This window comes from Methylobacterium gnaphalii (assembly GCF_007992215.1).
Classification (GTDB): Bacteria; Pseudomonadota; Alphaproteobacteria; order Rhizobiales; family Beijerinckiaceae; genus Methylobacterium; species Methylobacterium gnaphalii.
This window is the reverse complement of record NZ_BJZV01000002.1, coordinates 316,029-335,038: the sequence shown is the minus strand read 5'-3', so window position 1 is coordinate 335,038 and position 19,010 is coordinate 316,029. Positions and strand designations below refer to the sequence as shown.

Here is a 19,010-nt window from a genome sequence, read left to right as displayed (position 1 = left end):
ATGCACCGCTTCCCGCCCGAACGCATCGTATGCCTGACCGAGGAAACGGTCGAGACCCTGTACCTCCTGGGCGAGCAGGACCGCATCGTCGGGGTCTCCGGCTATGCCGTCCGCCCGCCGCAGGTCCGCCGCGAGAAACCACGGGTCTCGGCCTTCACCAGCGCGGACATCCCGAAGGTCCTCGCGCTCGAACCCGACTTGGTGCTCATCTTCTCCGACCTGCAGGCCGGCATCGTCGCCGACCTCGTCCGAGCGGGCGTGGCCGTGCATGCGTTCAACCACCGCGACGTCGCCGGCATCCTCGCCATGATCCGCACCGTTGGCGCGTTGGTCGAAGCCCGCGACAAGGCGGAGGCGCTGGCAGCGGGATACGAGGACCGGCTAGCGCAGGTGGCAGCGCAAGCCCGGGGCCGACCGCGTCCGAGGGTATACTTCGAGGAGTGGGACGAGCCGCTCATCTCCTGTATCGGCTGGGTTTCGGAGCTCGTGCGCATCGCCGGCGGGGACGACGTGTTCCCGGAGCTCGCCGACCAGGCGGCCGCCAAGGACCGCATCGTGGCGCCGCAGGCGGTGCTGGCCGCCGCGCCGGAGGTCATCCTCGCCTCCTGGTGCGGGAAGATGGTGGTGCCGTCCCGCATCGCCTCGCGGCCCGGCTGGTCCGACATTCCGGCGGTCGTCCAAGGCCGCATCGTCGAGATCAAGTCGCCCCTGATCCTGCAGCCCGGCCCCGCGGCCCTGACGGACGGCCTCGACGCGATCCTACAGGCGCTCGGGCATCCCCTCCTGGAAGCGGTGCCTTCGCCGGGGGTGGTCAGGCAGGAGGCCGCCAGCCCACCGCCCTGGCCCCTGACCGAGAGGCACCGCACGCTTCTCCTCAGGGTCCCAGACGAGGGCTGGATCGAGGGCGCCCGCCTCGACGCGCGTTCGCTGGAGGTCCTCGTCCGGCGTGGCTGGCTCCGACGCGTGCATTGTGACCCGCTCGGGCGCAGGCGCTACGACGGGTTTCAGCGCACCCGGGCGGCCCGGGAGGCACTTGCCGGAGGGATGCCGTCACCCTGACGGCGACGTGCTCCCGGGCCCGAGGGACCGCCTAGAAGTGGTGGTGGTGCCGTCGATGGTGATGGTGATGACCCCAGCCATGGTGATGGTGCGGACGGAAGTGGCGGTGGTGCCCCCAGCCGTGGTGGTGGCCACCCCCGTAGTATCCCCCGCCGTGATGATGGTGGTGCCTGCGATGATGGTAATGGTACTGGGCCGTCTGCGGCAGGCCCGTCCCGTCCCGGATCGCGACGGACCCGTCCAGGGTCAAAGGCGCGGCGGAAGCCGTCGTCCCGAACGTCAGGGCCGCGAGGACCGACAAGGCTGCCAGGGTAAAGGTGCGCGTCATGGATCATCCTCCTCGATGAGGAGCGAACGTCCAGGGCAGCATCCCTGATCCGGCACAAACGGCAGCCCAAGGTCGGCCGAAACGATGAGGGGCTCCGAAGGGCCCCTGGAGATCACATGCGGTGGTGGCGATGGCCGTGCCCATGGCGCATCATGTGGCCCCGGTGGTGATGGTGGCGCATCATATGACCGTGACCGTGCCGATGGCCCATCATGCGGCCGTGGCCCCGGTGGCCATGCATGCCGTCCATGCGGACGTTGACGATGTTGGTTGTGGCATCCGCGGCGCCGATCATGCCGGGAGCGGCCGAGGCAGGAGCGGCGATGCCGACGGCGCCCAGCGCGGCCAAGGCGGCGATGGCGAACAGGGACTTCCTCATGGAGCTTCCTCGTGTGTTGTCGATGGCTTGCATCGGCGTCGGGCGGACCCTGAGATCGCACGAGGCCGATGCGGGAGCATCGAGGAACGGCTCCGCTTCCGGGAGGGTTCCGAAGGTGCGTAGTCTACTTGCCGTCACGGGTAAGGAACGCTTGTGCAGGAGGCTGACCCGCGCACATGTGGATACGCCGCCGCGCTGGACGCCGAGCACCGCGGTCCACCGCAATCTCCCGAGCAGCCTTCTTGCCACTCATCGAGTGTTCTCCAGCCGCCACGAGGGTGGAGGTCCCCCCAAGGTCGTCCAAGCCTGCCGTGTCGGTCCTGGCCGCCGCTACAATGTCTGCAGTGTTCTCAGATGGCGGTAAAGGGCGTGCACCGCGTCCATGAAGTCGAGGTCGGGTCGTTTCGTGCAGAACGAACGAAGGAAGTCCGCCTGCGCGTTCAGCGGCATCGAGGACGGCGTGAGGTCAAGGCCCCCGTCCACACCTTCGGGTGCCCGTATCAGCGCACCGCTCATGAAGCCTTGAGCCCAGGCGAGGTAATCCCGCTCCTTGGCCGGCGCTTCCCCGATGTCCTGATTGAAGCGCGAGCAGGGAGACGCGCCGATGCCGACGATCTTGGTGACCTGAGCCTGGGCAGGGACTGCAAGGCCGAGAAACAGGAGTGCGGCTGTCGGCTTCATCATGGCTCATCGGCTCCACCGGTAAGAAGCGTGGACGCGTGCAGGCTGGCCGGATGCCCCGTCGCGGCCCGGTGTGTATCGGAGCAAGCCGCGTAGCGGCTACCTCGCGAAACCATCAGGAGCCGCCGCTCCCCGGGCAGCGTCCTGCGGACCGCGAGGAGTGCCCGCCCTCCCGGCCAGGCGACGGTCTCCGTTTGTGCCTGCGACAGGGGTTGCCCGTATCGGCGAACGCCTTCCCGGTAGATGGCCTCGTACCGGGAAGGCGTCTCGGCCTCGGACAGGGGGCGGCTTAGCCAGATCACCTGCTGCAGGCCCTCGTCCTTGCACACCTCAAGGATGATCCTGTCGGTGTCCGCGCCTGCGGCCAGGGGTCGGTCGTGGAGGTAGATGAGGGCCGTGACGTTCGCCTCGCGGTCGACCATCGATGGCTTCGGAACCTCAGTTACCGGCCCCCATGACAGACCTAGGGGAGCCTCCTGGGCCGCAACGGGGGACAGCGCCCCGCAACAGAGGAGAACCCCGAAAACCTTGCCGTCCATGGCCCGTCCCTCCGTGCCGGGGCTACTCCGCAGCCTGGGGAATGACCGGGCGCGAAGCATGGTCTGGCTGCGTGCCCGAAGCCGTCCTCGGCGCCGCGGCCCCAGCGAAGCGCGCGTAGAGCGCCGGCAGCACGACGAGGGTCAGCAGGGTCGCCGAGATGAGTCCGCCGATCACCACCGTCGCGAGCGGCCTCTGGACCTCCGCACCCGTCTCCGTGGCCAGCGCCATCGGCACGAACCCGAGGGAGGCCACCAGGGCGGTCATCGCCACCGGCCGGAGGCGGGTCATCGCGCCCTCAAGGATGGCCTCGCGCCGGGGCCGCCCCTCGGCGATGAGCTGCTTGACGTAGGTGAGCATGACGAGGCCGTTAAGGACCGCCACCCCTGACAGGGCGATGAACCCGACGGCCGCCGGCACCGAGAACGGCATCCCTCGCAGCCACAGGGCCGCGATGCCGCCGGTCAGCGCCAGCGGGACGGCGCTGAACACCAGGAGTGCATCACGGGCCGAGTTCAGGGCTGAAAACAGCAGCAGGAAGATCAGGAAGAAACAAACCGGCACCACCACCATGAGGCGCTTCCGGGCCGAGGCAAGGTTCTCGAATTGCCCGCCCCAGGTCACGTAGTAGCCGGCCGGAAGCCGGACCCCGGACGCGACCTTGGCCTGGGCCTCGGCGACGAGCGAGCCGATGTCGCGGCCCCGGACGTTGGCGGTGACGACGACGCGGCGCCGGCCGTTCTCGCGCGAGATCTGGTTCGGACCCTCGGTGACGGAGAAGCTCGCCACCTGCTTCAGGAGCACAGAGGAGGCCCGCCCGTTCGGTCCGGGGGGCAGCGGTACCGGGATGTTCTCCAGGGCCTCGCGGTCCTCGCGCACCTTGTCGTTCAGGCGCACGACGATGGGAAAGCGCCGGTCGCCCTCGAACACCATTCCGGCCTCACGGCCGCCGATGGCGGCGCCGATGACGTCCTGGATCGCGGACGTGCTCAGGCCGAGGCGGGCGGCCTCGGCCTTGTTGATCCTGATCTCCAGGAAGGGCAGGCCGGCCGTCTGCTCGACCTTCACGTCGTCGGCGCCCTCGGTCCCGCGCAAGACCGCCGCGACCTGGTTGGCCGCCGCGACCATCGGCTCGAACTCCTCGCCGAAGATCTTGACGGCGAGGTCTCCGCGCGTGCCGGCCAGGAGCTCGTTGAAGCGAAGCTGGATCGGCTGGGAGAACTCGTAGACGTTGCCGGCCAGCGCCCCGAGGGCCTTTTCGATGCTCTCCTGGAGCTCGGCCTTCGACAGGTCCGGGTCGGGCCATTCCTCCTGGGGCTTGAGGATGACGAAGGTGTCGGACGAGCTCGGAGGCATCGGGTCGGAGGCCACCTCGGCGGTGCCGGTCTTCGAGAAGACGTAGGCCACCTGCGGGAATCGGCTGATGGCCTGCTCGACCTTCAACTGCATCGCCTGTGACTGGGTCAGCGAGGTCGAGGGGATGCGCTGCGCGTTGAGCGCTATGCTCTTCTCGTCGAGCTGTGGGATGAACTCCTGCCCGAGCCTCGTGAACAGGAACCCGGCCCCGACGAGCAGCGCTAGCGCGACCGCGATGAAGGTCATGGGGACCCGCAGGGCCGCACCGAGGACGGGGCGGTAGGCGGCCTTGATCGCGCGGACGAAGAGGTTGTCCTTCTCCGTGACCTTGCCGGTGATGACGATGGAAATCATCGCGGGCACGAAGGTCAACGACAGAACGAAGGCCGAGACGAGGGCGATGATGACGGTCAGCGCCATGGGCTCGAACATCTTGCCCTCGACCCCCGTGAAGGTGAGGAGCGGTACGTAGACGAGGATGATGATGGCCTGCCCATAGAGGGAGGGCTTGATCATCTCCTCGGCCGAGGCTCGGACGGTGGCGAGGCGTTCCTCCAGGTCGAGCTTGCGCCCGCGCTCGGCCTGGCGCTCCGCGAGGTGGCGCAGGGCGTTCTCGGTGATAATGACGGCGCCGTCGACGATGAGGCCGAAGTCGAGGGCGCCCAGGCTCATCAGGTTGGCGCTGATGCGCCCCTGGACCATGCCGGTCATGGTCATCAGCATCGCCACCGGGATGACGAGGGCTGTGACGATGGCCGCGCGGATGTTGCCCAGCAGCAGGAACAGGATGACGATGACAAGGGCGGCGCCCTCGGCCAGGTTCTTGGCGACCGTCCGGATGGTGGCCTCGACCAGCAGGGTCCGGTTGAGGACGGTCTGGGCCTCGACCCCCGGCGGGAGCGTGCGCCGGATCTCGGTCATCCGGGCATCGACCGCGGCGGCCACGGTGCGGCTGTTCTCGCCGATCAGCATCAGGGCGGTGCCGATGACCACCTCGCGCCCGTCCTCGCTGCCCGAGCCGGTGCGCAGGTCGCGCCCGATCCGGACCTCGGCGATGTCAGAGATGCGCACCGGCACGCCGCCGCGTGTGGTCACGACGACGGAGCCGATGTCCTCCATGGTCTCCAGGCGGCCGGCGGCGCGCACGACGTAGCCCTCGCCGTTGTCCTCCAGGTACCGCGCGCCCTGGTTGGCGTTGTTGGCCTCCAGCGCCCGGCCGATGTCGGCGAAGGACAGGTCGAGGGCGGTCAGCCTCATCGGGTCGGGCTGGACGTGGTACTGCTTGTCGAAGCCGCCGATGCTGTCGACGCCAGCGACGCCCGGCACGGTCTTCACCTGCGGGCGGATGATCCAGTCCTGGACCGTACGGAGATACGCCGTGCGTTCGAGCTCGGTCGTGAGCCGCTGGCCCTCGGGGGTCAGGTAGCTGCCGTCCGACTGCCAGCCGGGCCTGCCGTCGGGAGAGACCTTTCGCTCCTCCGGCTTGGCGTAGTGGACCGACCACATGTAGATCTCGCCGAGGCCCGTCGAGATCGGGCCCATGTGGGGCTCAGCCCCCGGCGGCAGGGTCGACTTCGCCTCGCCGATGCGCTCCGCGACCTGCTGGCGTGCGAAGTAGATGTCCAGCTTTTCGGAAAAGACCGCCGTGACCTGTGAGAAGCCGTTGCGCGAGAGCGAGCGGGTGTATTCCAGGCCCTTGATCCCGGCGAGCGCGGTCTCGACCGGGTAAGTCACCTGCTTCTCGATATCGACCGGGGAGAGCGAGGGCGCCGTGGTGTTGATCTGCACTTGGTTGTTGGTGATGTCGGGCACGGCGTCGATGGGGAGCTTCGTCAGCGAGAACGCGCCGAAGGCCGCAGCGAGCAGCGAAAGCAGGACCACGAGCCAGCGCTGGTGGACCGAGAAGTCGAGGATCTTCGAGATCATGTCCGGTCCCCGCTCAGTGGTCGTGGTCGGCTTCGGCCTTGCCGAGCTCGGCCTTGAGGACGAAGGAGTTGGCCACAGCGACCTCATCGCCGGGCTTGAGGCCGGAGAGGATCTCGAAGGCGTCGTCGTCGGCCTTGCCGATGGTCACGTCCCGGCGCTCGAAGCCGTCCGCGGTCCGCACGAACACCACTTTCTCGCCCCCGATGGTCTGGACGGCGGACTTCGGCAGGCGCACCGCGACCTTGTCCTGCGCGATCTCGACCTCGGTGGTGACGAAGGTGCCGGGACGCCAGGCCATGTCCTTGTTCGGAAGGGCGACGATGACCCGGGCCGAGCGCGTCTCTGGGTTGAGGAGCGGGCTGACGAACACGACCTTGCCCTCGCCGCGCGAGGCGTCGTCGCTCCCGACGATGGTCACCTTGGCGCCCTCGCGGACCTTCGACAGTTCGGTGGTCGGGACGGCGAGTTCGATCCACACTGAGGACAGGTCGGCGACGGTGTAGACGTCGGCCGGATCTCCCTCCTTGCCGACCGCGGTGCCGACGTCGACCTTGCGCTCGACCACCCGTCCGGCAAGCGGTGATTTCAGCTCGTAGCGGCGCAGGCTGGATAGGTTCGGGGTAGTCTCGTCCTTCTTGGCGGACGTGGCGACCTCGGCGGCGTTCAGGCCCAGGGCCGAGAGCTTCTGGCGGGCGAGGTCGACGCGCAGCGTCGCCTCCGAGTAGGCGGCCTTCGCGTTCAGGAAGGCCGATTCCGCCGAGATCCGCTTGTCCCACAGGGCCTGCTGGCGGTCGAAGTTGGTCTTCTCCAGGTCCGCCTTCACCGTAGCGGTCAGGAAGTCGCTCTTGGCCTCGGCGACCTCCCGGCTGTCGAGGACGGCCACGACCTCGCCCTTGGCGACCTCCTCGCCGAGCCGCTTGCGCATCTCGGCGACGGTGCCGACGACCCGCACGGGGACGCGGGCGATCCGGTCGGCGTCTTGGGCGATGGTGCCGGGCACCAGGAGATGACGCGAGAGGATGCCGCCGCCGACGCGGGCGAGCTTGATGTCCTGCTCAGCGGCCTGCTCGGCCGACATCCTGATCTTGCCCTCGCCCTCCTCGTCGTGCCCGTGAGCCTCGCCTTCGGCGTGCTTGTGCCCACCGGCCGCGGGCTTGGCCTCGCCTTCGGACTGCTTGTTGGCTGCCCCATCGTACGACGCCTCGCCCTCGGCATGCCTGTGCTCACCGGCGGGCTTGGGCTCACCTTCCGCATGCTCATGGCCGTGCTTGCCATGGCCGTGACTGTCGTCGGCCGCCGACATGGTCATGGCCGCCTTGGTGGGCGGCGCCGCACGGGCGTTCGTCAGGCCGGCGGCGGCAAGAGCACCCTGCACGGTCTCGGAAATGCGGGGGAAGGCACCGCCGATGGCGATGCCGATGGCCAGGAAGGCCACGGACAGGAATGCACGCATGGAAGAAGGCCGTTTCGCCTGGGAGGCCGGGCGACCGCGCTCGCGGTTCCGGGTCATCCCTTACTGGTCACGCTCGATGAGGAGGCCGGTATCCGCGGGGATGCCCGGCCGGGACGCGCCACGACGGTGGCGACGCCGCCTCAGGCGCGAGGGGGCCTTGGCAGGCGGTCCGGGGAAACGGAGGCGACGGTGACGTCCAGCGTCGCGTAGGTGGGACTTGCGGTTGCGGCCATGAAGGACCCTGAGGTCCCTTCGGGGCTGATGGCCTGGTGGCAGCCGCAGTTGGCGTGGCAGGCCGGGCAGGTATCCGAGTGCCCGGGGGCGGCGCTGTCCGCGCTGACCGTGATGGAGAGATCGTGGTGCGCCGGCGTATGGCCTTCGGCGGAGTGGATCGCGCCGGGAGCGACGAGCGCCAGGGCGAGCATGAGCGACAGCGCACGAATGGCGGTCGCCCACCAGCCGCGCATTGCCTCGTAGGCCCTGAAGGAGGATCCCGCGCTCATGGCTGCCTTATGAACCATTCCTGGCCGCCCGTACATGCCAGGCGGCCCTTGCGAAGCTTCCGGCCTCAGTCGTCGTGGTGGTGATGGTGATGGTGGTGGCGGTCCTCGAAGTAGACCGGCCGCTCCTCGTAGTGTCGGCGATGACGATGCACGACGACGTCGTCGTGGTCGCCGTGATGGTACCGGTCGACATGGACGTCGCGGCCGCGCCGCTCGAAGTCGCCGCCGTAATACTGAGCCGATGCGGCTGCGGGGACGAGGATCACGGTCGCGGCGACCAGGGCTGCAATGCGGGCTCTCATGGCTCGTTCCTCGGGGATTGATGCCGGCATACTGGGCGCGGAGAGTTGAACGCGGCCTGAAGTCCCCGTTCATGCGTTCGCGCCTCAGGCACTGTCTGCCGGGGCCCCGCGGTTGGATCCTGCGGGGTCCCGGGTCGAACGACCTCAGTGGCGCTCGATGACCGTCGTGCGGCGCTCGCCGCCGTGGTCGTCGTCGTGGTGGTCATGGTGGTGGTGCTCGCGCACGACCTCGTGGTGGTCGTCGTGGTGACGGTCACCGTGCCGTTCGCCGTGGCTGTCGCCATGGACGCCGACGCCGCCCGGGCCGACGTCGATGTGCTGGGCGAAGGCCGCGGCCGGCGAAAGGGCCAGGGCGGCGACGGCGGTATAGGCGAGAAGGTTGCGCTTCATCTTGGTGCTCCCGGAAACATTGTACGGGCAGCAACGCGCTCACCTCTGAAACCGATCCAAGATTATTATCGCTCCTCAAACGTATCGCTGAAAGCGTCTTATCTCGTGCGCAATATAATTGGGCCTTTATGCCATCGTTAAGGTGTTATTCATCAAAATTTGCCGGTGCCGACGTGAAATCGTCCTCGTTCATTACCCTGACTGTGGAGGGACATCCTCCTCCCAAAGGCTCCTGACATTAGCAGCGGTCGCCGAGAGGTGGACGCGCTCGTCGACGCGGTCGACCCAGGCCAGGGGAAGCAGGTGGTGCCGGCCATGGGCGGCCGGGTCCTTCCGGATCAGCTTGATGAGCCCGTCGCCTTCCATGTGGTCGACCCTGCCGACATGGAGCCCGTCCGAGGACCCGACCTCCATGTGCGCCGCGATGTCGGTGGGCTGGACCATGTTCGCTTTGCTCGCGCGGTACAGGCCGTGCAAGCGGCGGCCCGGACCAATGGTTCAAGGTGCGGCTGTGGCAGGCCGGGACGGGTCAGACGACGTGGTCTGGGGCCAGGAAGCAGGCCGCGCCCGAGCCGGTCTCGACCTGGAGGGTGGCGTGCCCGATGCCGAAGCGCTCGCGCAGCACCTGCGCCGTCTCCATGAGGAAGGCGTCGCCGGGATGGCCGCCCGTCATCACGAGATGGGCGGTGAGGCAGACGTCGGTGGTGCTCATCGGCCAGATGTGGAGGTCGTGGAGGGCGATGACGCCCGGCAGGGCTTCGAGGTGCCGGCGCACCGCGGCCGGGTCGATGCCGCGGGGGACCGCCGCGAGCGACATGGCGAGGCTGTCGCGCAGGAGTCCCCAGGTGCCCCAGACGATGACGGCGACGATGCCCAGGCTTACGACGGGGTCGAGCCAGGTCCAGCCGGTGTAGAGGATCACCAAGCCGGCTAGGACCACGCCGGCGGAAACGGCGGCGTCGGCCGCCATGTGCAGGAAGGCGCCGCGGATGTTGATGTCGCCCTTGGCCCCGGAGGCGAACAGCCAGGCGGTGATGCCGTTGACGAGGATGCCGGCGGCCGCGACGACCATCACGGTCTTGCCCGCGACCGGAGCGGGTTCGCCGAAGCGCTGGATGGCCTCCCAGCCGATGGCGCCGACCGCGACAAGCAGGAACACGGCGTTGAACAGGGCCGCGAGGATCGACGAGCCCTTCATCCCGTAGGTGTAGCGCGGGCTCGGGGCACGCTTGGCCAGCACCGTCGCGATCCACGCCACGACGAGGCCGAGAACGTCCGAGAGGTTGTGGCCCGCATCGGCCAGCAGGGCCACCGAGTTCGCCAGCACGCCATAGGTCGCTTCCACGGCGACGAAGCCGACGTTGAGCGCGATGCCGATGGCGAACGCACGCCCGAAGCTCGCGGGTGCGTGGCCGTGCCCCGGCCCATGGGCATGTCCGGCATGGTTCCCATGGTCCTGCGATCCATGGTCGTGTCCGGCGTGTGCGTCGTGCGATTTCATTGTCGTCCTGTAGACGTCTTGGTCGGTCTGGGCATACGTGCGTGCCCTAACCGGCCGGTACGGTTCGGGTCGTGGCGCCGCCCTCCCGGTACTCCGCCCAGGCCTGCCGGAGGATCTGCACCGAGGAGGTCAGGAAGATGCCGGCCATCACCGTCGCGACGGCGAGGTCGGGCCAGGCGGACGCGGAGCCCCAGACGCCGAGCGCCGCCACCAGCACCACGACGTTGCCGATGGCGTCGTTGCGCGAGCACAGCCAGACCGAGCGCACGTTGGCGTCGCCGTCCTTGTAGGGCCGCAGCAGCAGCACGGAGCCGAGGTTCGCCGCGAGCGCCATCAGGCCGATGACGCCCATGACCTCGGCCTTGGGCACCCCGAGGATGAGGACGTGGTAGGCGGTCGAGCCGAACACCCAGAGCGCCATCAGGCTCAGGGACAGGCCCTTGGCGAGCGCCGCCGTAGCCCGCGCCCGCAGCGAGGCGCCGATAACGGCGAGGCTCAGGCCGTATGTGACGGTGTCGCCCAGGAAGTCGAGGGCGTCGGCCTGGAGCGCCTGCGAGCCAGCGAGATGCCCGGCGGCCATCTCCGTCAGGAACATCGCAGCGTTGATGGCGATGACCGTCCGGAGCACGCGTCTGTAGCGCGGGTCGACGCCGTCGAAGACCGGCACGCCGCCGGAGCAGCCGCAGGCATTCCCGGTTTCGCAGGCATCCGCCGCGGCGGGTGGGGCCGACACCGGCACGCGGGCATGGTCCGCCGACGCCCCGCATCGGGTACCGGTCGAGCCGCAGCAATCCTCGGCCATGACGCCTCCTTCCCGAATCCTGAATGGACGTCTACTTCCTCCAGCGACTGGAGGAGCAAGCGCAAACATGGACCTCTCGATAGGCGATCTGTCGCGGAGCACCGGCGTGCTCGCCACCACCATCCGGTACTACGAGACGGCCGACCTGATGCCGCCGCCTCCGCGCACGGAAGGGGGACGCCGCCGCTATGGGCAAGCGGACGTCGAGCGCCTGGCCTTTATCCGGCACGCGCGCGAGCTTGGCTTCGAGGTCGACGCCATCCGCGAGCTGCTGGCGCTGGCGGCGGAGCCCGAGCGCTCCTGTGCCGAGGTCGATGTCATCGCCCGACATCATCTCGCCGAGGTTGAGCGCCGCATCGAGAGGCTCACGGCGCTGCGAGGCGAGCTGTCCCGCATGATCGGTGCATGCGGGCATGGCCGGGTCGGGGAATGCCGGGTCATCGAGGTGCTCTCGGACCATGGTCGGTGCGAAGACGAGGGTCATCGTATCGAAAGGGGCCGGCGTGCCGCGAAGCGGGGAGCCTGACGGGGAGGCGGAGTGCGGTCAGGCCGGCGCGAACCTGAGCCCGGCTTCCTGTTCATCGGCCGGGAGCCGGGTCTCCTCGTCGGGCAGGGAGCCTTCGCATGAGCGGTCGCCGACCTTGGCCACCCATGTCGCGACGGCGGGCAGGTCGGCGGCCGCGACGCTGACGGCCGCCCTGGGGCCGGCCCGCCTCATGGCGACGGTGAAGTCGATGCCTTCGACCGGGACCGGGGCGGGCCGCTGATGGACTTGAGGGGAGTGCAAAGGCGTCGAACAGGCTCTGGAGAGGTCCGGACCTGGCGAGGGAACGGTGGAAAGCGGCGCCCGCTTCCGTCAGGCCGAGCCATCGCGCGGCCTTGTCGGGCACCCCGCCGACCGACACGTCGATGAAGCGGCCCAAGGCGGCCGAGGGCCACGTCCCGGCGGGGGCAATCAAGTGGCTCCTGTCGGAGAAGCCGCGGGCCACCGGATTGGCCGTTCCGGGCATGCCGGCCGGATCGCCAGGCATGGATATCGTGGGCATGCAGCCCGACACCAACGACGTCGTGCCGTTCGGACCCGAGGGACGGCGCACGTTCGCGCGGTACCGTGCGAACGTGGCATGACAGCTCAAGCTAGCAGGAGGCTCGCTCCCGCCAGGGCAAGGATGCCGGCGATGAGGCGGCGGGTGGCGGCCTGGGACATCCAGCGTAGCCCGACGGCCGTGCCGGCCACGGCCCCGAGAAAGGCGAACAGGCCGTAGAGGGAAACCCCGGGGGCCACCGTCTGGCCGGCTAGCGTCACGCCGGCGATGGCGACCGCCGAGTTGGTGAGGATGAAGGGGGCCGAGAGGCCGGCCACGCGCTTTGGGGACGCCCAGCCGAGGCCGATCAGCAGGGGCGCCAGGAAGACCCCGCCCCCGACGCCCGTCAGCCCGGAGAGGAAGCCCGTCGCCGCTCCGGCCGCGGTGGCGGGCCCACACCCGACCTCGGGTTCGTCGACGGCATCGGCCCGCGACCGGGTCAGGAGAAGGCAGGCGGCGAGCAGGAGCATCGAACCCGTCAGAAGGAGGTAAGTTCGTCCCCCGAGCACGACGAGACCGCCGAGGAGGGCGGCCGGCAGGGACGGTCCCCCGAGCCGGCGCAGGAGGGGCCAGTCGATGGCCCGGGCCCGATGGAGCCGCCAGGTCGCGTATCCGGCCGACACCACGTTGAGCGCCAGGGCGGTGGGACGGATCTCCGTGGCCGGGACGGCGGCGAAGGCCATGACGGCCAGGAACGCCGTACCGCCCGCCTGGCCCGCCGCCGCGTAGACGGCCGAGACCAACCCGACCAGCAAGGCCGTCGCTCCTTCCCCAACCACCGCGCTTCCTCCCGACAGGCGGCGCGCCGGGCACGACCGCGAATGACGCAAGCCGTCACCTCGTAAGCCAGGCCAGGCCGGGATGCCAATCACCGACAGGATTGCCCCTTGACCTTCCCACCATAGGAAGCCCCATCTACGCGGGACGCCACCAAGGGGAGAGCGTCATGAACAGCTATAAGGTCGACAAGATGGGTTGCGGTGGCTGCGCCAAGGCCGTCACGCGCGCCATCCTGGGCGTCGAGCCGAACGCCCGGATCGAGGTGGACCTGACGGCGAAGGTCGTGGCCGTCGCCGGGGCCGCGGGCTCGGTCGAACGGATCGCCGGGGCCATCGCTGCCGCCGGTTACCCGGCGGAGCCGCTGATCGCAGCGGTTTGAAGCGCCGCTTCGGCAACCAAGCATTCGGTCCGGCATTCACGTTCTGGCCGAACAAGTAGTTCAGCCATCGAAAACGGTGTAAGCCAAGCCCATGAGCTCCGACCGGCATATCGTGCGCCTGATGGCGGCGATGATCCTCGCGATCATCGCTTACCTCGCGCCGTCCGCCGTCCAGGCTCATGAGGGCCATGCCCACCACGGCCATCACTTGGCCGCAGCGATGCAGGTCGACGCACCGTCTCCCATTACGGCGGCCGCCACGCCGTCCCCGTCCGCCGGGGCGGCCATGATGCCCGTCCTCGGCACGATGGTCCTGGCCGTCGGACCGGGGGCCGCCATCTGGGCGGACGATGCCCGCGGGGGCTGCTGCCCCGCTGCCTGCAAGGGCTCGTGCTGCGGGACCATGGTCTGCTGCGCGTCCGGCATCCTCGGTGCCTTCGCCTCCCTGTCCGTGCCCCTGTCCCGGACCGTCGTGCTGATCCCGCAAGACGTCGACGTCCGTTCAGGCGCCGGCCCCGAGGCCCTGCCCAAACCCCCACGAACCCTCGCGTGACGTGAGGCGCGCCTGAGGCGCGCGACGCCCGGACTGCGCCCGAAAACGGCCGCGTGCGTCCGGTCTTCCCGACGCGAGGATTCCCTTTCATGTCTTTCCGTATTGCCGCCGCCCTTGGCGCGGCGTGGCTGGCCGTCGGTTCGCTGGCTGGTCCCGCACGCGCCCATGAAGGGCATGACCACGGTGCGCCGCCCCCGCCCGTCTCGAAGTCCATCGCTCCGCGCGGTGAGGCCGCGTCCGAGGCGTTCGAGTTGACCGCCATCCCGCGGGACGGGAAGGTCATGCTCTACCTCGACCGCTTCCGGACGAACGAGCCCGTCCGCGGCGGTGTCCTGGAGATCGAGACGCCCGAGGGGCCGAAGACCGCTACCGAGACTGAGGACGCAGCCTATTTGCTGCCCGCGCCTTGGCTCGCGAACGCCGGCTCGCACGACCTCATGGTGACTGTCACCGCCGGGGATGCGGTCGACGTCCTCACCGTCGCCCTGTCCATCCCGGAGACGAAGGCGCCCGGCGCCGCTCCCGCCGCGGCACCGGGCGAGAACGCTCTGGCGCGGTCGTCCGCCGCCGTCGCGGACCTGAAGGCGCGCCTCGTTGCCAAGGACCCGATCCTGATATTGACCGCGTCGGCCGCCTTCCTCCTCGGGATGCTGATCACCGTGCTCGCGCGGGGCCGCCGGAGCCTGCCGGCCGTGGCGGTCATGGCCGTGGTCGTGACCCTGGCGCTCGGAACCGCGGCCTTCGCGCATGGCGACGAGGACCATGGCGCCCCGGCCAAGGGTGCGCCCGTGCAAGGCGCGGCGCTGCTCGACCCTGCCCAACCCTCGTCCGACCTGGCCCAGCGCCTGCCCGACGGCTCGGTGTTCGTGCCGAAGCCCACTCAGCGCCTCCTGGTCCTGCGCACCACGATGACGGAGCAGGCGACGTTCCACCGGACGGTCGAGTTGCCGGGACGCGTGATCCCGGACCCGAACGCCAGCGGCGTCGTGCAATCCTCGGTCGGCGGCCGGCTCTCGCCGCCGGCCTCGGGCCTATTCCCGCGCTTGGGTACCACCGTAAAGAAGGGCGACGTGCTGGCCTACGTCACGCCGCCGGTCCAGGCCGTCGACGTCTCCGACATGCGCCAACGCCAGGGCGAGCTCGACCAGCAGATCGACGTCGTCGAGCGCCGGGTGGACCGCTACCGCAAGCTCGCCACGACGGGTGCGGTCGCCCAGACCCAACTCGACGACGCCCTGTCCGAGTTGAAGGGCCTGCAGGACCGCCGCACGGCCCTCGACAAGGTGCGCCAGCAGCCGGAGGCCCTTGTCGCGCCGGTTGACGGCGTGATTGCGCAGGCCTCCGCGGTGGCGGGCCAGATGGCAACGGCAGGCGGGATGGTCTTCCAGATCGTGGACCCGACCCGCCTCTGGGTGGAGGCCTTGAGCTTCGACGCCCTGACCCCGGCCGGGAACGCCACCGCCCGCTTCGCAGACGGGCGCACCCTCTCTCTCGACTACCAGGGCGCCGGCCTCGCGGACCGCAACCAGGCCATCCCGGTCCAGTTCGCGGTGAAGGGCAACACCGCCGGGCTGCGGGTCGGGCAGTTCCTCACCGTGCTCGCCGGCACCGACGCCGAGCAGTCCGGGCTCGCCCTGCCGCGGGCGGCGGTGGTCCGCTCCGGCAACGGGCAGGCCATCGTCTACGAGCACGTCGCCGCCGAGCGCTTCGAGGCCCGACAGGTCCGCGTCGAGCCCCTCGACGGGACCAACGTGCTCGTCGCCGAGGGCGTAGGCGCGGGCAAGCGCATCGTCACCGAGGGCGCCGAGCTCCTCGATCAGGTCCGGTGAGGAGGCCCAGCCATGTTCAACGTCCTCGTCACGCAGTCCCTGCGCAACCGGCTCCTCGTCCTGGCGGTGGCCGCCGTCCTGATCCTGTACGGCGCCTTCACGGCCACCAAGCTGCCGGTGGACGTCTTTCCCGACCTCAACAAGCCCACGGTCACCATCATGACCGAGGCAGAGGGGCTTGCGCCCCCGGAGGTCGAGCAGCTTGTCACCTATCCCATCGAGACCCGGATGAACGGGCTGCCGAGCGTCAGCCGGGTGCGCTCGGTCTCCGGCGTCGGCCTGTCCATTGTCTACGTCGAGTTCGATTGGGGCACGGACATCTACCGGAATCGGCAGCAGATCGCCGAGCGCCTCACTTTGGTCCGTGACCAGCTCCCACCGAACGTGACCCCGCAAATGGGCCCGATCTCGTCTATCATGGGCCAGATCCTGCTGGTGGCCGTCACCGGAAACAACGCCACCCCGATGGAGGTGCGCGAGGCGGCCGACTTCATCCTGCGGCCGCGCCTCCTCACCATCCCGGGCGTCGCCCAGGTCATTCCCATCGGCGGCGAGGTGCGCCAGTTCCGGGTCAGCCCGAACGTAGCGGCCATGCGGGCGCTCGGGGTGACCAACGCGCAGCTTGAGGCGTCCCTGACCCAGTTCGGCACCAACGCCGGTGGCGGCTTCACCGACCAGTACGCCCGCGAGTACCTCATCCGGAACATCGGCCGGACCATGAGCCTCGACGACCTGCGCAGCGTCGTCGTCGCCAACGTCGGCGACGCGCCGGTCTACCTGCGCCAGGTCGCGGAGGTCTCCTTCGCCCCGCGGGTGAAGCGCGGCGACGGCGGCTTCATGGGCAAGCCCGGGGTCATCGTCTCCGTCGAGAAGCAGCCCGACGTCGACACCGTGAAGCTCACCCGCGAGATCGAGGCGGCCCTGAAGGAGGTCACCGCCACCTTACCGAACGGCATCAAGGCCGACCAAGTCCTGTTCCGCCAGGCGAACTTCATCGAGACCTCCATCGCCAACGTCGAGCGCGTGCTCGTCGAGGCCATCGTGGTGGTGGCCATCGTGCTGTTCGCGTTCCTCCTGAACGTGCGCACCACGGTGATCTCGCTGACCGCCATCCCGGTCTCGATCCTGGCGACCGCCATCGCCTTCCACCTCGCCGGGCTATCGATCAACACGATGACGCTCGGCGGCCTTGCCATCGCCATCGGCGAGCTCGTCGACGACGCCGTTGTCGACGTCGAGAACATCTTTCGCCGCCTTGGCGAGAACCGGGCGGCCGGCTCGCCGAGATCCACCTTCGACGTGGTGGTGGCCGCGTCCTCGGAGGTGCGCTCGGGCATCGTCTACGCGACGATGATCATCGTCCTCGTGTTCGTGCCGTTGTTCGCCCTGTCCGGCATCGAGGGGCGCCTCTTCGCACCGTTAGGCCAAGCCTACATCATCTCGATCCTGGCGAGCCTGTTGGTGTCGGTCACCCTGACGCCGGTTTTGGCCTACTACCTCCTGCCGGGCCTGAAGAGCCTGGCCGAGCACGACAGCGCCATGCTTCGATGGCTGAAGCGCGGCAACGCCCGCCTGCTCGGGGTCGCCTTCCGGCACCAGCGCCTGCTCGTCGCCACGGTGGCGTTTGCGGTGGTTGCAGCCGGCATCGCCGCCTGGAACCTGCCCCGCGCCTTCCTGCCGCCGTTCAACGAGGGCTCGTTCACCGTCAACACGACCTTCAACCCCGGGATCTCGCTCTCCGAGAGCAACCGCGTCGGCCTCATCGCGGAGAAGCTGCTCCTCGACATCCCCGAGGTCGCCTCGGTCGGTCGCCGCACCGGACGGGCCGAGCTCGACGAGCACGCCGAGGGCGTCCACTCCTCGGAGATCGAGGTGGAGCTCAAGGGCGGAGGCCGGCCGAAGGACGCGGTCGTCGCCGACATCCGCCAGCGCCTGTCCCGGCTTCCGCTCTCGGTGAACGTCGGGCAGCCGATCTCTCACCGCCTCGACCACATGCTGTCCGGGGTCCGGGCGGAGCTCGCCCTGAAGATCTTCGGGGAGGACCTCGATGCGTTGCGGAGCGTGGCCAACGATCTGCGCGACCGCATGGCCAGGATCCCCGGCCTCGCCGACCTGCAGGTGGAGAAGCAGGTCCGCATCCCGCAACTGGAGATCCGGGTCGACTACACCCGGGCGGCCCTCTACGGGGTCCAGCCCTCGGCGGTGGTCGAGCAACTCAGTCGCCTGTCCAACGGACGCGTCGTTTCGACCGTGGCCGACGGCTACAAGCGCTTCGACGTCGTTCTGCGGCTGCCCGAGCGCCAGCGCACGACGCAGGGGCTCAAGGACCTGCTGATCGAGACGCCTTCCGGATGGGTGCCAGCGCGCCAGGTCGCGGACATCCGCGAGACGGACGGGCCGAACCAGATCCTGCGGGAGAACAGCCGGCGGCGCCTCGTCGTCCAGGCCAACACCAACGGCGAGAGCGACATGGCCACCATCGTGGCGGCCATCCGCAAGGAGGTCGCCGACGCGAAGCTCCCGCCGGGCTTCTTCGCGAGCCTGGAGGGGACCTTCCAGGCGCAGGAGGAGGCCAGCCGGACCATCGCGGCTCTGTCCGGGCTCTCCCTCGCCCTGGTCTTCGCCATCCTCTACAGCCGCTACCGCTCGGTCGTGCTGGCGCTCATCATCATGGGCAACGTGCCGCTGGCCCTCATTGGCAGCGTGCTCGCCCTGTGGCTGGTGGGACAGCCGCTCTCGGTGGCGTCGATGATCGGTTTCATCACGTTGACCGGCATCAGCGCCCGCAACGGCATCCTGAAGATCAGCCACTACCTGAACCTGTCGCTGCACGAGGGCATGCCGTTCGGCCGAGACCTCGTCGTGCGCGGCAGCCTGGAGCGGCTCACCCCGGTGCTGATGACGGCTTTGTCGGCCGGCGTCGCCCTGGTGCCGCTGCTCTACGACGCCGCCAACCCGGGCAAGGAGATCCTGCACCCGGTCGCGGTGACGATCTTCGGCGGCCTGATCAGCGCAACCCTGCTCGACACGGTCCTGACGCCGGTCCTTTTCCTGCGCTTCGGCAAGGCCCCGCTGGAGCGTCTGGGCGCGGCGCAAGCCGAGACCCCGAACACTCCCCGTCCGGACGGCACCAAGCCGCGTCCTGTCGAGGCGTTCTGAGCCACCCC

General features: G+C 69.3%; 19 protein-coding genes and 2 pseudogenes. 7 read left to right on the top strand and 14 right to left on the bottom strand.

All coding sequences use genetic code 11. The features are described 5' to 3' along the window. Window positions 1–783: pseudogene (locus MGN01_RS03600) on the top strand (cobalamin-binding protein); the annotation flags it as partial. A gap of 307 nt (window positions 784–1,090) precedes the next feature. On the opposite strand, the gene MGN01_RS03595 reads toward MGN01_RS03600, so the two are convergent. The 12 genes from MGN01_RS03595 to MGN01_RS03540 all read right to left on the bottom strand — a co-directional run bounded on the left by MGN01_RS03595 (window position 1,091) and on the right by MGN01_RS03540 (window position 11,217). Beyond that, window positions 1,091–1,387: a hypothetical protein gene (locus MGN01_RS03595; RefSeq protein WP_147045187.1), complete on the bottom strand. Its 297-nt coding sequence runs from the start codon at window positions 1,385–1,387 to the stop codon at window positions 1,091–1,093. 112 nt (window positions 1,388–1,499) lie between these two features. After that, a complete protein-coding gene (locus tag MGN01_RS03590) occupies window positions 1,500–1,766 on the bottom strand; it encodes a hypothetical protein (protein ID WP_147045186.1) in 267 nt (88 codons plus the stop codon). 330 nt (window positions 1,767–2,096) lie between these two features. Further along, window positions 2,097–2,450, bottom strand: a complete 354-nt coding sequence (locus tag MGN01_RS03585; RefSeq protein WP_147045185.1) for a hypothetical protein — start codon at window positions 2,448–2,450, stop codon at window positions 2,097–2,099. Further along, on the bottom strand, window positions 2,447–2,986 hold the full coding sequence (locus MGN01_RS03580; RefSeq protein WP_147045184.1) for a threonyl-trna synthetase: 540 nt from the start codon (window positions 2,984–2,986) through the stop codon (window positions 2,447–2,449). Before MGN01_RS03580 ends, MGN01_RS03585 begins: the two co-directional genes overlap by 4 nt. 22 nt (window positions 2,987–3,008) lie before the next feature. Beyond that, a complete protein-coding gene (locus MGN01_RS03575) occupies window positions 3,009–6,266 on the bottom strand; it encodes an efflux RND transporter permease subunit (protein WP_147045183.1) in 3,258 nt (1,085 codons plus the stop codon). 13 nt (window positions 6,267–6,279) lie between these two features. Then, window positions 6,280–7,719 carry an efflux RND transporter periplasmic adaptor subunit gene (locus tag MGN01_RS03570; protein WP_147045182.1) on the bottom strand — a complete coding sequence of 480 codons (1,440 nt, stop codon included), beginning with the start codon at window positions 7,717–7,719 and terminating at the stop codon, window positions 6,280–6,282. A 140-nt stretch (window positions 7,720–7,859) separates the two neighbouring features. After that, window positions 7,860–8,222, bottom strand: coding sequence for a hypothetical protein (locus MGN01_RS03565; protein ID WP_238258296.1), 363 nt, complete (start codon window positions 8,220–8,222; stop codon window positions 7,860–7,862). A 65-nt stretch (window positions 8,223–8,287) separates the two neighbouring features. Continuing rightward, window positions 8,288–8,524 carry a hypothetical protein gene (locus MGN01_RS03560; RefSeq protein WP_147045181.1) on the bottom strand — a complete coding sequence of 79 codons (237 nt, stop codon included), beginning with the start codon at window positions 8,522–8,524 and terminating at the stop codon, window positions 8,288–8,290. A gap of 144 nt (window positions 8,525–8,668) precedes the next feature. Next, window positions 8,669–8,914: a hypothetical protein gene (locus MGN01_RS03555; protein ID WP_147045180.1), complete on the bottom strand. Its 246-nt coding sequence runs from the start codon at window positions 8,912–8,914 to the stop codon at window positions 8,669–8,671. A 192-nt stretch (window positions 8,915–9,106) separates the two neighbouring features. Further along, window positions 9,107–9,358, bottom strand: coding sequence for a DUF2171 domain-containing protein (locus tag MGN01_RS03550; RefSeq protein ID WP_147045179.1), 252 nt, complete (start codon window positions 9,356–9,358; stop codon window positions 9,107–9,109). Window positions 9,359–9,443: 85 nt separating this feature from the next. Continuing rightward, window positions 9,444–10,415: a cation diffusion facilitator family transporter gene (locus MGN01_RS03545; protein WP_147045178.1), complete on the bottom strand. Its 972-nt coding sequence runs from the start codon at window positions 10,413–10,415 to the stop codon at window positions 9,444–9,446. Between the two features lie 46 nt (window positions 10,416–10,461). After that, window positions 10,462–11,217 (bottom strand): cation efflux transmembrane domain-containing protein, encoded by a 756-nt coding sequence (locus MGN01_RS03540; RefSeq protein WP_147045177.1) that lies wholly within the window; start codon window positions 11,215–11,217, stop codon window positions 10,462–10,464. 67 nt (window positions 11,218–11,284) lie between these two features. Here MGN01_RS03540 and MGN01_RS03535 point away from each other — a divergent pair, with 67 nt between their 5' ends. Then, the gene (locus MGN01_RS03535; RefSeq protein WP_147045176.1) at window positions 11,285–11,743 is read left to right on the top strand and encodes a MerR family transcriptional regulator; all 459 of its coding nucleotides are present in this window, start codon (window positions 11,285–11,287) and stop codon (window positions 11,741–11,743) included. Window positions 11,744–11,761: 18 nt separating this feature from the next. Here MGN01_RS03535 and MGN01_RS03530 read toward each other — a convergent pair whose 3' ends face one another. Beyond that, window positions 11,762–12,004: a hypothetical protein gene (locus MGN01_RS03530; protein ID WP_147045175.1), complete on the bottom strand. Its 243-nt coding sequence runs from the start codon at window positions 12,002–12,004 to the stop codon at window positions 11,762–11,764. Between the two features lie 143 nt (window positions 12,005–12,147). Here MGN01_RS03530 and MGN01_RS03525 point away from each other — a divergent pair. Continuing rightward, window positions 12,148–12,345: pseudogene (locus MGN01_RS03525) on the top strand (DUF411 domain-containing protein); the annotation flags it as partial. A 4-nt stretch (window positions 12,346–12,349) separates the two neighbouring features. Here MGN01_RS03525 and MGN01_RS03520 read toward each other — a convergent pair. Next, a complete protein-coding gene (locus MGN01_RS03520) occupies window positions 12,350–13,081 on the bottom strand; it encodes a sulfite exporter TauE/SafE family protein (RefSeq protein ID WP_147045173.1) in 732 nt (243 codons plus the stop codon). 167 nt (window positions 13,082–13,248) lie between these two features. On the opposite strand from MGN01_RS03520, the gene MGN01_RS03515 reads away from it, so the two are divergent. From MGN01_RS03515 to MGN01_RS03500, 4 genes are all read left to right on the top strand, one after another. After that, window positions 13,249–13,461 carry a heavy-metal-associated domain-containing protein gene (locus MGN01_RS03515; RefSeq protein WP_147045172.1) on the top strand — a complete coding sequence of 71 codons (213 nt, stop codon included), beginning with the start codon at window positions 13,249–13,251 and terminating at the stop codon, window positions 13,459–13,461. Between the two features lie 91 nt (window positions 13,462–13,552). Continuing rightward, window positions 13,553–14,014: a hypothetical protein gene (locus tag MGN01_RS03510; protein ID WP_147045171.1), complete on the top strand. Its 462-nt coding sequence runs from the start codon at window positions 13,553–13,555 to the stop codon at window positions 14,012–14,014. Between the two features lie 89 nt (window positions 14,015–14,103). Next, window positions 14,104–15,843 carry an efflux RND transporter periplasmic adaptor subunit gene (locus tag MGN01_RS03505; protein ID WP_147045170.1) on the top strand — a complete coding sequence of 580 codons (1,740 nt, stop codon included), beginning with the start codon at window positions 14,104–14,106 and terminating at the stop codon, window positions 15,841–15,843. Between the two features lie 12 nt (window positions 15,844–15,855). After that, window positions 15,856–19,002 carry an efflux RND transporter permease subunit gene (locus MGN01_RS03500; protein WP_147045169.1) on the top strand — a complete coding sequence of 1,049 codons (3,147 nt, stop codon included), beginning with the start codon at window positions 15,856–15,858 and terminating at the stop codon, window positions 19,000–19,002. The last annotated feature ends 8 nt before the right edge of the window (window positions 19,003–19,010 follow it).